Annotated in this window: 13 protein-coding genes; 4 read left to right on the plus strand and 9 right to left on the minus strand. The window is 48.5% G+C overall.

Features of this window, described 5'->3' with window-relative positions; all coding sequences use genetic code 11:
• Nucleotides 1–282 precede the first annotated feature (282 nt).
• The 6 genes from OGY33_RS17705 to OGY33_RS17730 form a co-directional block, all read right to left on the minus strand.
• Nucleotides 283–1,251, minus strand: coding sequence for a Csu type fimbrial protein (locus OGY33_RS17705; protein WP_191238413.1), 969 nt, complete (start codon nucleotides 1,249–1,251; stop codon nucleotides 283–285).
• 13 nt (nucleotides 1,252–1,264) lie between these two features.
• Entirely contained in the window at nucleotides 1,265–3,550 is a 2,286-nt protein-coding gene (locus tag OGY33_RS17710) for a fimbria/pilus outer membrane usher protein (RefSeq protein WP_191238414.1), read from the minus strand.
• A 55-nt stretch (nucleotides 3,551–3,605) separates the two neighbouring features.
• Complete coding sequence (locus OGY33_RS17715; RefSeq protein WP_191238415.1) at nucleotides 3,606–4,328, minus strand: fimbrial biogenesis chaperone; 723 nt, start codon at nucleotides 4,326–4,328, stop codon at nucleotides 3,606–3,608.
• 14 nt (nucleotides 4,329–4,342) lie between these two features.
• A complete protein-coding gene (locus tag OGY33_RS17720; protein WP_003833507.1) occupies nucleotides 4,343–4,873 on the minus strand; it encodes a Csu type fimbrial protein in 531 nt (176 codons plus the stop codon).
• Nucleotides 4,874–5,182: 309 nt separating this feature from the next.
• Nucleotides 5,183–5,914: a MerR family transcriptional regulator gene (locus OGY33_RS17725; protein ID WP_191238416.1), complete on the minus strand. Its 732-nt coding sequence runs from the start codon at nucleotides 5,912–5,914 to the stop codon at nucleotides 5,183–5,185.
• A gap of 203 nt (nucleotides 5,915–6,117) precedes the next feature.
• On the minus strand, nucleotides 6,118–7,347 hold the full coding sequence (locus OGY33_RS17730) for a diguanylate phosphodiesterase (RefSeq protein ID WP_048235240.1): 1,230 nt from the start codon (nucleotides 7,345–7,347) through the stop codon (nucleotides 6,118–6,120).
• Nucleotides 7,348–7,665: 318 nt separating this feature from the next.
• Here OGY33_RS17730 and ycgZ point away from each other — a divergent pair, with 318 nt between their 5' ends.
• The 4 genes from ycgZ (at nucleotide 7,666) to OGY33_RS17750 (ending at nucleotide 9,201) form a co-directional block, all read left to right on the plus strand.
• The gene (gene ycgZ, locus OGY33_RS17735; protein WP_003833500.1) at nucleotides 7,666–7,902 is read left to right on the plus strand and encodes a regulatory protein YcgZ; all 237 of its coding nucleotides are present in this window, start codon (nucleotides 7,666–7,668) and stop codon (nucleotides 7,900–7,902) included.
• Nucleotides 7,903–7,942: 40 nt separating this feature from the next.
• Nucleotides 7,943–8,215 carry a hypothetical protein gene (locus OGY33_RS17740; protein WP_008784991.1) on the plus strand — a complete coding sequence of 91 codons (273 nt, stop codon included), beginning with the start codon at nucleotides 7,943–7,945 and terminating at the stop codon, nucleotides 8,213–8,215.
• A 34-nt stretch (nucleotides 8,216–8,249) separates the two neighbouring features.
• Nucleotides 8,250–8,516, plus strand: a complete 267-nt coding sequence (locus OGY33_RS17745) for a biofilm development regulator YmgB/AriR family protein (protein ID WP_008784990.1) — start codon at nucleotides 8,250–8,252, stop codon at nucleotides 8,514–8,516.
• 133 nt (nucleotides 8,517–8,649) lie between these two features.
• Complete coding sequence (locus OGY33_RS17750; protein ID WP_149607710.1) at nucleotides 8,650–9,201, plus strand: LuxR C-terminal-related transcriptional regulator; 552 nt, start codon at nucleotides 8,650–8,652, stop codon at nucleotides 9,199–9,201.
• A gap of 76 nt (nucleotides 9,202–9,277) precedes the next feature.
• Here OGY33_RS17750 and OGY33_RS17755 read toward each other — a convergent pair whose 3' ends face one another.
• From OGY33_RS17755 to OGY33_RS17765, 3 genes are all read right to left on the minus strand, one after another.
• Nucleotides 9,278–10,537, minus strand: coding sequence for an MFS transporter (locus OGY33_RS17755; RefSeq protein ID WP_149607711.1), 1,260 nt, complete (start codon nucleotides 10,535–10,537; stop codon nucleotides 9,278–9,280).
• 65 nt (nucleotides 10,538–10,602) lie between these two features.
• On the minus strand, nucleotides 10,603–11,550 hold the full coding sequence (locus OGY33_RS17760) for a PfkB family carbohydrate kinase (RefSeq protein WP_191238417.1): 948 nt from the start codon (nucleotides 11,548–11,550) through the stop codon (nucleotides 10,603–10,605).
• A gap of 30 nt (nucleotides 11,551–11,580) precedes the next feature.
• On the minus strand, nucleotides 11,581–13,017 hold the full coding sequence (locus OGY33_RS17765) for a glycoside hydrolase family 32 protein (protein WP_191238418.1): 1,437 nt from the start codon (nucleotides 13,015–13,017) through the stop codon (nucleotides 11,581–11,583).
• Nucleotides 13,018–13,117 lie beyond the last annotated feature (100 nt).

The raw sequence follows: 13,117 nt of genomic DNA on the forward strand, positions 1-13,117 counted from the left end.
CCGTGGTATACAGTGAATCTCACCATATAAACCTAAATTTAACATTTTTTTCATAGAACAGCCTGCCTGGCTAACACGGATTATCGGTATGAGTAGTGTGGGTTTTGGCTTAGTGGTGAATGGTTATTCTTTATTTTTGCTGTCATTGCGGTTGTTTTGCAGTTTATGTAGTTTAATATGCATAACTTGTAAAAATCGCAATTTGTCAGATTTATGACGCACCTCTAAAAGTAAACAATATGATAATAAAATGTGTTTGCTTTATTGCTGTTAAGCTGGGCGTCAGTAGGTCACGGCGATGGTGACAGTATCGGCATAGTTGTCTGGCGTGTAGTTCGCGCTGGGAACGGTGGCGTAAACCGGGTAGGTAGTCGTTGTCCCCGTGCCGCTGCCCGCAACGGTATTGAGCGATGTATTGCCCCACACCATACCGGAAGGACCTGGCGTCGAACTAAGCTGGTAGGGGACTTTATCCGTATTTGACCCCGTGCCTGCCATCACGCCGCTGCCTGCCGTATTGCCGTTGGAGGGTTGAAGTCCGATGGTATAAGGCGTGTTATTGGAACAGGCTACGCCTACGTTATTTGACGCCGTGAGATTACGACCCGTTCCGCTGGTGGGAGCAAAGCTGATGTTAGTCGCGGAGGTGATATTACACTGTTTGCTGACAGCAGCTGTGACGGTGAAAGGAAACCTGGCGGCAACGGTATCACCACAGGTGGTCGGCGGGAAAAGTAATCCAGGATTAAGGGTGACAAGGGCTGTTGCCGTCGTATAGTTATCCTGATAGTTTCCGGGGACGGCTGAAGTTTGTGGCGTGACGATCTGCGCCGATACCGTGAGTGAACCTGTCACTGGCGTCAGATTCAGCAGGTTAAGCTGTACCATCGGAAAAGTGGTTCCCGACTGATACTGGCTGCCCCAGACTTTGGTGCGCCCGCTATCCTGGTAAAGCTGGTATGCCAGCGTTCTGGCGGGGTTTCCGCTTAACGACATATTTCGCGGTGTCACCTGGCCACTGACGGCCGAGGCGCCAATATTAAAACAGAGATTGATCCCAGCCAATGTGTCACCAAGCTCTTTGGCGCAAGTGTAACTGAACGTCATTGATGACGTAGCGCCTGTCGCAGACAGTGGATTGACCGAACCTAAATTTATGGCTTGCACATTGCTCACCGAACAGGTTACCGCATGGCTAATTGCCGGACAAAAAAGTACGGCAGCGATGAGTAGCAGATGTCTTAACCTCATGAGCGCACTCCTGTTAATGTGGGCGACAAACCAGTGGGCCTATTTGCAAAATCCCCTTTGCTGACGCGGGATAGTCAAATTGCACGCGACAACTACCGGTGTCCGTATCAACTCGCAGCGTGTTGTGCTGTTCAAGAGTGTCGAACCATGTCATTCCATCAAAGCCAACGACAGACGATTGTCCTTTTTCGTTGATGGCGTAAGCCATGCTACCTTCAGGAATTGGCTTACCCTGATTGTCGACGAGGATAATCTGCGCAGCGCGGACGGGGGTGATGCCAAAGCTAATCAAAGTACCGGAACGATCGGCTGGCGTGGCATTCGTCTCAACGCGTGCGATCCGCATATTGGCAGGGAGATCCATCGGGTCAATACTGATCAGGTTTTTTTGATAACTGTTGAGCGGTGTGACCAGCAGTAGTCCCTGGTCATCGCTGCGACCGATCAGGTTATTTTGCAATTTGACCGGAACATCAGGCACGCCGTCAGTTGAGACGACGGCAAAACCATTATTGATTTCTCTTGCTGCAAACAGGCCGCCTCCCATAGTCACCAGCGATCCGGTTGCGCCTGCATAACCGTAATGGTTATCCGGTAAACGGCTGAATCCCGCGTACGCTTTACCATAACGTCCCAGATATCCCACTTCTCCCTGGCCACTTTGCCGGGAAGCCTGCTGACTGGCAGCCAGATTCCAGCCCCAGCCGCCGTCGGCAGGGGGCGTCAGGCTGGCGTTGAGCTGGTAACCGGTTTCGTCGTTGGTACGTTGTAGGGTGCTGCTGGCGCTCAGATTGTTGTCGGTCGTGATGGTTACCATCAGATAGAGGCTACGATCGCGGTTGTCGTCAATGTTCTGGTTGAATCCGGCATTCAGTGAGATGTTGTCGGTGAGAGATTTAAACCAGCTGGCATTGGCGTAGCGCACCGCATTTTCGTGTGGATATCGAAACTGCAAATAGCTCAGGCTGACATTTCCAGCTGCTTCCAGCGAATAACCAATAACCGTGTTGCTGTTAAGCGTGGGGGGCGGCTCACCGTAATGGGTGGCGACATCGCGATAATCGCCGGAAGTTGCCGTGGTACTGGTACTGAAATTAAACCGTTCGCCGGACCAACGGTAACCAAAACTGTACAAAAACCCGTTCTTTCCTGAGTCGGTACTTGCGGCAAGTGAGGTCGAAAACGTGCCGCTGCGGGTTCCTGGGATCCAGTCGTTACTGAAGCCCGCGTTAATCAGTCCATCGCTGGTTTCCGCGTGAGTCCCGGCGGTGAACGTATTGCTAAACCCGCGACGCCACGTAGCGCTCAATACTGGTGCGCTGGCATAATCAAAAGAGGAGTAACCATAATTTTCGCGTACCGTGCCTAATTCTGCCGACCAGGCGGTTAATCCTTCCCGCAGGAGTTGCTGATCGTTGTAGAACGAGAAATTTTGTACGCTCGTTCTGCCCAACGCATCTGTCATCATCACCTGACCCGTTCCCGCGCCGCTGATGTTAGGCATTGTGTTGATCTGAAAGCTACCTGCGGGGACTTCTCCGTTGTAGTACCTGACGCCGTCGACGTACAGCTCAACGTTTGACGGTAACGTCGCGGATCCCAGATATGCTGGAAGCGGGGTGGTTGGCATATAGGGCTGTAACCCAAAATCGGTGCCTATCTGAATGCCGCCGATTCGCGTCGGTCGGGACCAGATGAGTGAACTAGTCAGGGTATCGCCAACGGTTAACGCCAACATCGAATCAGGAAATGACGTACGCCAGCTGGTGTCGAGGCGCTCAACGCTGTTATCGGCATATTCCTCGGTAGAGTACTGCGTCAACTGAGTGGTGCTGAGCACGCCGGTCGCATTGAAGGCGCGAAATTCGCTGAAGGTATTGATTGCGCTTTCATCCCCCTGTTGCGTATAGATATCATAATTGAGCAGCGCCCCGCGTGATGTTGTTGCCGTTGGCGCGGTTTCGGTGGGCGAGTTAAGCTGCGTGGTTGCAAGATCGAGTGAACTGAGTGGCGCAGTAAGCGAGAGCGTTTGCAACTGAACGTTGTAGTCAATGGTTAGCTGGGGGATATCGTTCAGGCAGACGGCGTTAATGACGTCTGGAGCAAAGCGAAAGCCCATTTTACGCAGAGTATCTGCTCCTGCATAAAGCTTTCCATTATCGTAGCCAAAATGTACCAGCCCAACGGGATTCCCATTTAAGGTGACGTCGAGATACAAATCGACTCCCGTAATCTGTGAGGCGCTATTAATAACACCATTTTCGTTCTGGTTATTATTCAGCGTTTGTGCGCAAACCATTCCCGATATTAATACTCCATTGAGAAAGCAATATTTCACCAGAAGCCAGGATCTGTTACAGATCTTGTACTGTTTTTTGGCCATTGATTGTGACTTCAACTTTCCCGCCGTAATGATTATTCCTGGCTGACGGGGAGACTATCCAGCGCATTGTTGATCCGGGTAAAACGTAGCCTAATAGTCCGGGTGTAATGACTTTTTTAGTACCGTCAGGGCTTATAAATGTTGCAGCAGATAACTGTGCATGCCCATTTCCCTGATTACTGACTTCAATAAATTTTTTGCCATCCAGTTGCTGTAATTTCCATTGCAGTTTTGCCTGCGTTTGTGCCGCTGATGTTGGTTGAATGAAAACGGGAACAGAATAATGCAGCACAAACTGAAGCTTGTTTTTTTCTACTTTTGCAGGCGGTAACTCATCTATCGATAAACGATAAGCGTCTTCGGCATGTGCCGAGGGAGGGGTTGTGCGAATAACACGAATCAACTGACGTTCTCCAGGGGCTAATGCTAACATCGGCGGGCTAATCACCAGCCCCTGAGAGGGAGAAAGTTTGTCGTCATAAGCGCTTTGACTCCAGCGAAAAACCCGAACCTGGGCATTGAGCACATTTTCACCCGCGTTACTCAGCCAGATACCATCGGCATTTTGCGTCGCTTGCAACGTTAACGTGACCGGGGCTATTTGCAGTCCGCTGGCGGTGGCAAGATTGATGCTCGCACCCATCCCTAGCAGGCATGCGCAGGCACACTGCTTTACAGGCAGTTTTACTCTCATATGGCTTCCTGAAGTTAGTAGTTAACGTTAACCGTTACCGTGTCGGCATAGTCGTCAGGAGTGAAGTTGGCGCTCGGTGCGGTGGCATAAACAGTATACGTTTGCGCCAGACCTGTACCCGTCGCCGCTACCCCATTTCCAGGTGCGGTGTCGGTGGCGGTATTCCCCCACACCGGACCTGTTGCTGACGTACGATTTAGCTGATAGGGCACTTTATCGGTATTGGTGGCAGCGTTAGCTACGGAGGACATGGCGCCAGAACCCGTTGTCGTCCCTCCATTGGCAGCCGACGGTGCCAGGCCGATAAAATAGGGCGTGGTTTTTGAGCAATTAATTGAAATAGTGTTGCTTGCACTGGTATTTGTCGCCGTGGTATTCACCGGACCAAGTGTAATATTTGAAGCCGAACCGGCAGTCACGGTACAGGCTTTTTGAATCGTCATCAGCACCTGAAATGTTCCGTTAACGGTTGCTGCATTTGCCACAGAAATAATGGAAAAGGCGCAGCAACAAAGAATTAAGCGTTTGTCTAAGACTAGAGCCATATCCTTTACCTTTTTCAAATAACCACATTTATTACTTTAGAAAAACAATAATGTGGCATAAGAAGACATAATTTAACCCTAGAATAAGTATTAGACGTACGCCAGTTGATCTAATGAATTTTACTTAGGAAAAAGGTGATGTCGTCTGCAAAAAAATAATACCAATGGGTTAGTATATTGTTTTATTTTTATGCTATGGCCGGGGTTAAGTCAGGAGGATAGAGGGCAACATATTCCTTGGGGGGTACTCAAAATAACCAGCCAAAAAATGAGAGTTGTATGATTTATCTTACACGTATTACGTGTAGGTTACGAGCTGTGGAAAATGACCTTATAACCTTGTTCATTCCAGTGTTGGAGCAGTTCATTTTGTCTGCGGGTTGGCGTAATACCTGTCCAGACAAAAAGGGTTTGCCCAGGGAAAAGTTCAGGTCTTGGCGATTCAATGGGTTCAGCCAGAACGGCAATATGCCAACCAGATTGCGATAAGCGCCAGGCTTCGAGCCACAGACGGGTTCTGTCTTCAACATCCCAGGCCATCAGGAGGGCATCCTTTCCTGACTTGCGCCGCGTTTCAGACAGCAGTGTGGCAACATATTCAATCAATGCGCCATCAAGCATGCTGTTCATTATGCGGGATGTATTATGGTCAAGTATCAGCCGTTGACGTACGGGAAGATAAACGTGATCGATCAGCGCATCTACGGGGTGAACGCGACCGAGTGCGGTAATTTTGGCTCGCAGCTTCGGTGGATGCGCCATGCGAAGAATGCTCATCATCTCTTCTTGTGATTGATTCCAGTCGTCGTCAGCTTGACGGGTACTGGTTTCCAGCAATGCCTTAACTTTCCCAACAGGTATGCCATTGCTAATCCAACGTTTTATTTCTTCAATACGCTGAATATCTTCTTCATCAAAGAGTCGGTGGCCGCCTTCACTGCGCTGAGGTTTGAGTAAACCGTAACGTCGTTGCCATGCCCGAAGGGTGACAGGATTTATCCCGCAACGTTCTGCGACATCCCCAATGCTGTAATAAGCCATAGTTCCCCCGGGCACTCCTGATTCTCCGTCACCGATATGCGGTTCCTGTTACTTTGTACAACATGCATCAAATTGTACAAAACATACAGAGGATTCTAGCAAAATTAAGATTTACTTTACTATCACGCATGGGGTAAATGCTGAATTTTTATGTTCAGCATGAGGGCGGTTGTGGTGATTGTTTATTTATAACAATGCGTTAGTTATTTTGACGCTGAGAAATCATTTTTCTCTGGCCATGCAACAGACGGAATACCATTCAGGCAGGCTTGTGCAAAAAGGTTACCCTGGAAGATTTCAATACCTGCGGACTCAAGCCACATCCACTCTTCAGGTTTTTCAACGCCGACTGCGGAAATCATGATTTCCAGTGAAGTGCAACATTTGATAATTGCCTGAATGATGGCCTGTCTTGGTCCACTTTTATGCACATCCGTGATCAGCTCGCGGCTTATCTTAATTCGGTCGGGTTGAAAACGAGACAGAAGCTGAAGCCCGGCAAAACCTGCCCCAAAATGATCTATCGCCACACAGATCCCCGCAGCCTTGAGTGACTTTACGGCCTGCGCGAACGTATCAAAGCGCGATATAACTTCGCTTTCGGTAAACTCTACAATGATTTGTTCAGGCACCAGTCCGTGCGCCGCGATTTCGTTTATCAGAAAGCTGACTGCATCGGGTTTGTTTACCAGGGTCATGGGGAGCAGATTGACTGACAGCATTTTGTCGTTAAGTCCCAGCGCGCTTGCCATTGCAAAAGCAGTCTTTTTGCTCTGCAGATCCGCGGTATACAGTTCTTCAGGATTTAAGTTGCCAAAATAAGTTGCGGGCGTTTCACCGTCTCTACCACGAATAAGTGCTTCCAGAGCAATGACGCGCTGCGACATAGGATCGATAATGGGTTGAAAAGCAAAGCTGAAATCGATATTGGACTGGAGTGTGCTTTCATCCAGGAGAGTACAAGAGTTGTCGGCAATAAAACTCCAGTAATCAGGCGCAGGTATTTCAAAATAACTCGATTTTTCCGTCGCAAGGACAAATGTGCGGAAAAACTGTAATGCCCGGTCATCATAGGTGAGCTGAAATTTTGATGTTCCCTTGTTAAGTACCGCTTGCAGGACGTCATTGCGTTCATGTTTTTGTAAATCAAATAACTCCATTCCCACCTTTCCGAATCTTCTCGCAGGCGCGTAATCACACATCAGCTCAACGATATTGTGGTGCCGTGGATCGTTACATATACAACGATAAATCTCTTTTACCTGCTCCTCAGGTCCTTCAAGCAGTTGGAAAAAGTGGCGGCCATTAAAGAGTAAAATCCCCGTAACATCGGATCGCCGGTTTTTTAGATTTGCGGCTGTCACCATATCCTCAAGCGCTCTGAGGGGGGCGTCATCACGTAGATGGCTACGGTAAATAATGGTCGTGAGCATGGACAGTCCGGGATCAAGGGAAGGGAAGAGATATGGACAGTATCAAACAAACCAGCTTATGTCCTGATTTTAATACATTATCCTAACTTTATTTTTACAAACAAAGACCCTCAAACAGATCGAATTCATTCGTTAAACGAAGTGAATTGTACAACTGAATTTGATTTTATGTAAATTGATATTTATTTAACTTACTGATTGTATTGATTTAGCACTTTTTGATAAAAATTGATTGCTCGCGTTGTACACATTTTTGGTACAACTTTGCTACTGTTATAAAACTTAATATTCATCAGCATTTTGTTACAGGAGCATGACATGCAGCAGCATACCGTTCGCACTGATACTGCAAGCGCGATTTCTCGTTACTTTGCGAAGGCGCATCTGCCAACTCAACAGGAAACATTGGGAGAAATCGTCACTGAGATACTCAAGGATGGACGAAATCTGAACCGCAAATCACTTTGCACCAAGCTTCTGTGTCGTCTTGAAAAAGCATCCGGGGAGAAAGAACAGAAACACTACAATGCGTTAATTGGCCTGCTTTTTGAATAAAATAAACCCCTTACTTATAGGGGTAAGTAGTGAAGGAGTTATGAAGAAAACTGATAGTGAACGCCTGAAACATGAAATTACAGGTTTGGCTGTGCTAGAAATTTTGCGAATGCATACAGACGTTTCGTTAGCTGCAGTGATTAAGCAATTGCGACTTATGCAGGCCAGTGAAATAGATGGTACACGCAAGCAATTAATTGACAGCGTTATCAATGATTTTACAAACATTAATCCGGGGAAGATAAGTAGAAAACCGGATAAAACCAGAGATGAGAGTGCTTTCAGTGCCAGCAAAAACCCTAAATTACATTAAAGATAATCTTCCAGACTATACAAGCGAGGTTACCATGCTTCATGAAATTAATGTCCACAGTGTAATGACGGATAAAGCTTTATCAAGTTACTTCCATAATGCAGGTGAGCTATTAGCAGATGAGTCTGTGGTATTGGGTCAGGCGGTAACCAATGTAATTCTGGCAGGTGATAATGTTAATAATAAAAACATCATTTTAAGCCTGATTAGTTCTCTGGAATCAACAGTTGACGTTGTCCAGGCAGATGTTATCAGAAAAACCCTGGAAATAGTGCTGCGCTACACAGCTGACGACGTCTAAAAAGTCTTCATATTAATATAATATGTACAGTACCTTTGTTATATGCTGAAAGCACTCATGCTGAGCATTTTTTTGATTAAGACTATACATAGCATCCTCTCTAGAACAATTGTGATTTTTCATTGAGGCCATAATGATGAACATCGTTCAGGAACACACTGGAAACGCAGAGTTATGGATTGATGATATTTTTATCAGGCAAGGGCTAAAGAATATTCTTGCAGATATTGTTTTCGAAGATGATAAGACGCATCTGGTTTTTTTCACCGCCAATCACTTTGAGGCGGTAAAAAGGCAAAATTACGATCTGAAAACGCATCGTCTGGTACTGCTGATTGATGGTCATCTGTACAGATATCTCAATGAGTTATCACTTTACAGACTGCCAATAGATGTTAGCGTTGCCACATTCAAAAAATTTATTATTGATATTACTCGTTCTGGCGGAATACACGACAATCAGTCGGAACTAAATATTTCGCTGACTGCGCGAGATAAATATATTTTAACACAGTTAGGGGAGGGGCGAACTATTTTTGAGATATCCGCCTTGTTAAATCTACATTTAAAAACGATTTACCAGGCCAGGCAGAATCTGATCAAGAAGCTTGGTTGTTCTGGGCTGATTGATTTTCAGGGAATACTGCGAGCGAAAATATTCCGCAACTGGCTGGAACATGCCTGAGTAAATCGACAGTTCGTACTTACTGTTGGGGGATACGACAGGGCCAATGGCCCTGTCCGATATATTTTAAACTTCGCTACTCTGTCACCAGTTCATTTTCCATCTTCTGCTGATGATGCTTTTTGCTCAACGAGAAATAGCCAAATATTAGCGTTATTACCACAATGCTGGCCATAATCAGGAAGATTTCCTGATAGCCCACTTTATCAAACAACTTACCGACAGGCAGTGACAGCACGATAATGCCAATGGAACTGGCGATATTGAAGCCAATGAGATATATCGTTGATGACAGGCGTTTGTCAAAATTCGCTACGCTGAATTTAAACACTGAAATAACAAACAGTGGAACTTCCAGCGCATGAAGCATTTTAATCAAGGAGATAATATAGATATCGGTGAACAGTGCTGAACCCAGGATTCGACAGGTCATGATTGTGCCACCCAGCAGCAATGCGGATTTAGGCCCGATGCGGTTAATCAGGAATGGAACCAGCGCCATACCGACGGCTTCCATAAAGACCTGTACCGAATTGAGATAGCCGTATACGCGTGGTGCCAGTTCGGGATCGTCAAATAAGCTGGCGTAAAACACCGGGAACATCTGCTGATCGTAGATGCTATAGAACGACCAGGTGCCGACGACAAAGATAACGAAAAACCAGAACTGCGTATCTTTAAAGATAGTGAGAAAATCATTTCGGGTCAGCGCGTTGGGTTCAGGAGAGCGTGTTTTTACAGAAGATGGGGCGGGTGAGTTGGTTTTAAACAACACGTTAATCAACAGGAATAACACCCCCATTACCGATACGCACCAGAAGTTAATGTGCGGGTTGATGCTGAAGAAAATACCGCCAACAAAAGTTCCTGCGGCGTAGCCAAGCGATCCCCACAAACGGGCGGTGCCGAATTCAAAGTTGAATTTGCGGCTCACTTTTTCGACGAAGCTTTCAACCAGACCACAACCCGCGAGGTAGCCAAGGCCAAAGAAAATAGCTCCCAGCGCCATACCAAGCTTGAAGTTGGAGGTCAGCAGCGGTTCGTAAACATAAATCAGGAACGGGCCGCTGAGCGTGATGACTATCCCCATCAGCCAGATAAGGTGTTTACGGGTGCCGAGCTTATCCTGTAGAAAACCGTAGACCAGCATAAACAGCATGCTAAAGAACTGGTTTACGGCATACAGCATTCCCAGCTCCGTTCCGGACAGGCCAAGTTTATTTTTTAGCCATATCGCATAAAAAGACCACCACAACGACCAGGCGGCAAAGAAAAAGAGCAGATACCCGGATGAGTATCGATATTTGTCATTACTGAACGGCATATTTATCTTCATGATTTTTCCAATCCAGATCAGGTCATTGTAAGGTCTTTCTGATACGACGTAACGAGTGCGCTTTATTACGGGGTAATCGTTCTCCGTAGCGACGGTTGTGACTGAATAAAGCTGCTCAGGTGTTGGCTGTCGGGAAACGCGCTTAGCGCGCCACGCCGGGTGGTCGCCAGAGCACCACAAGCGCTGGCCTGCTCGATAAGTGGAAGTAGCGTTGACGTCGATGTGGGCCAGCCTTCCTCGGCGAGTGCCGCCAGCAGCCCGGCCATAAAGGCGTCACCGGCGCCGGTAGTATCGATACTTTCGACGTTATAGCCGCTTAAAGTTAGCCTGCTTTTTTGCCAGAAAGCGATAGCGCCGTCGGCACCGCGGGTGACGATTTTCAGGCGTGCAGGAAAATCAACCAGACGTTCGCAGGCGCTACTGAGACAGTTGGTCTGTGTTAGCCACAGCAGCTCTTCTTCCGACATCTTCAGAATGTCGCTCCGCCGGGCAAACTCGTAGACAAGGTCAAACATCTGCATCTCGTTGCTCCACATCTGCGGACGCAGATTGATGTCAAAGCTCAGAGTACCGCCGCTCTGTCTCAATGCGGCCATAGCCTGGGCGAGGGTGGCGCGGCAGGCAGGGGCAACAAGCGCCAGCGAACAGAAGTGCAGAATATCGGCGCCAAAGTCGGGCAGTCTCGCCGGGCTGAGAAATTGATCGGCAGACGGATTGACCAAAAACTCAAACTGCCGCTCGCCGTTGGGAGCCAGTGAAACCAGTACGGTACTGGTGTGCTGATGTGCATCAAACTCCAGACTTCCTGTATCCACCTGCGCTGTTTCCAGCGTCTGATGCAGAAATCGACCAAAAGTGTCATTGCCCACACGGCCAATAAAACCGCTGGCGCGGCCAAGGCGAGCCACGCCGATTGCCACATTGAAGGGAGCGCCTCCCGCGCAGGCTTCAAACTGCATATTGTCGCGCGGCAATAAATCCACCACAGCGTCTCCGAGCGTCCAGATAGTCATTATTTTTCCCCAAAGTAGTAAGACGGGTGTTTATTTGGCGCTGAGCGGCCAGGCATGCCCTTGATTAAAAATGGCGTGTCCGTTCAGGCTGAATAAGGTCAGTTGGCGATCGTCCGGTTCAGGATAAATACGACTGCTAAGGGTATATTCACCGTGATTGACAAATACCTCTACCGAGGAGCTGTCGATAAATAAGCGCAGATCCAGCCGGTCACCAACTGGCAGCGGCACGCTGCGATAACCAGAGAGACTATGCTGCGGGTAGCGGCGATCCAGCACCAGACGCTGTGCCTGAGCATCGACGTAGACCCGTAGTCCATCACCCAGCGCGATACCATATTCTTCAGCACTGCTGCGGGCGATATCGAGACTCAGTTCGACTTCAATAGCGTGCGTCTGCTCCTCTACCATCAGGGTGCGATTGTGTAGTTCGCTGACCGGCCAGACATGAAGCTCACCGCGTAATAATTCCAGCTCTTTCACCGGGTTCATACGCAGCCGCTGATCGGTATCGAGCGTCACCTCGCGGGGGAGGGTAAGCATGCCCGCCCAGCCGTCGGCTTGTTCTGGTATTGGCGATTCCCACATCGACAGCCAGCCAATCACGATGCGGCGCCCATCCGGGGTGGTAAATGACTGGGGGGCGTAAAAATCATGCCCGTGATCCATCTCCTGGAAGGCGTGGGTGACGTGAAAATGGAGATTATCCTGCCATTCGCCGACCATATAGCCGCTCTGGAACAGGTTACGGTAATCGTATCCGTCGGCGGCGATGCCCTGCGGCGAGAACATGAAGACGAGCTTATCGTTGAGTGGGAAGAGGTCTGGGCACTCCCACATGTAGCCCATGCCGTCATCGGCCCTGCCAAGCGTGCTGGCAAACTGCCAGTGCTGTAGATCTTGCGAGCGATAGAGCTGCACTTCGCCCACGTCATCGACCCGGGCGCCCACCACCATGTACCAGTTGTCTCCCTCTTGCCAGACTTTCGGATCGCGAAAATGGTGTACGCCTCGTGGGGTATCCAGAATCATGCCCTGGCGTTCAAAGTGAATTCCATCGGTGCTGGTGGCCAGGCACTGTACCTGATACAGGTTTTCCTCTTTCGCCTCGCCGTCAAACTTATGTCCGGTGTAGATCAGGGCCAGCTTATTGCCTTCAACCACCGCTGAACCGGAAAAACAGCCGTCTTTATCTTCCGGCCCTTCTGGTGCCAGTGCGATGGGTAAGTGCTCCCAGTTCACCATATCGCGGCTGCGCGCATGGCCCCAGTGCATTGGTCCCCAGACCGGCTGCCACGGATAGTGCTGATAGAACGCATGGTAGTAACCATCGAACCAGGACAGACCGTTGGGATCGTTCATCCAACCCGCTGGTGGCGCCAGGTGATAGCGTGGATACCAGCGCGGGTTTACAAGGTCTTTCTGCTGGCTTAAGGCTTCGTTGGCTTTGGAAAGTAGTGACGTCATTTGCTTGTCCCTGTAAGTGAATTGATCAAAAGATAACGTTAACATTCTCGGTTTTCTCGCAGATTTGATGGTAATATCGATGTTAATCACAAAAGTTAAC

Source organism: Citrobacter sp. Cpo032 (assembly GCF_030332975.1).
Taxonomy (GTDB): Bacteria; Pseudomonadota; Gammaproteobacteria; order Enterobacterales; family Enterobacteriaceae; genus Citrobacter; species Citrobacter portucalensis.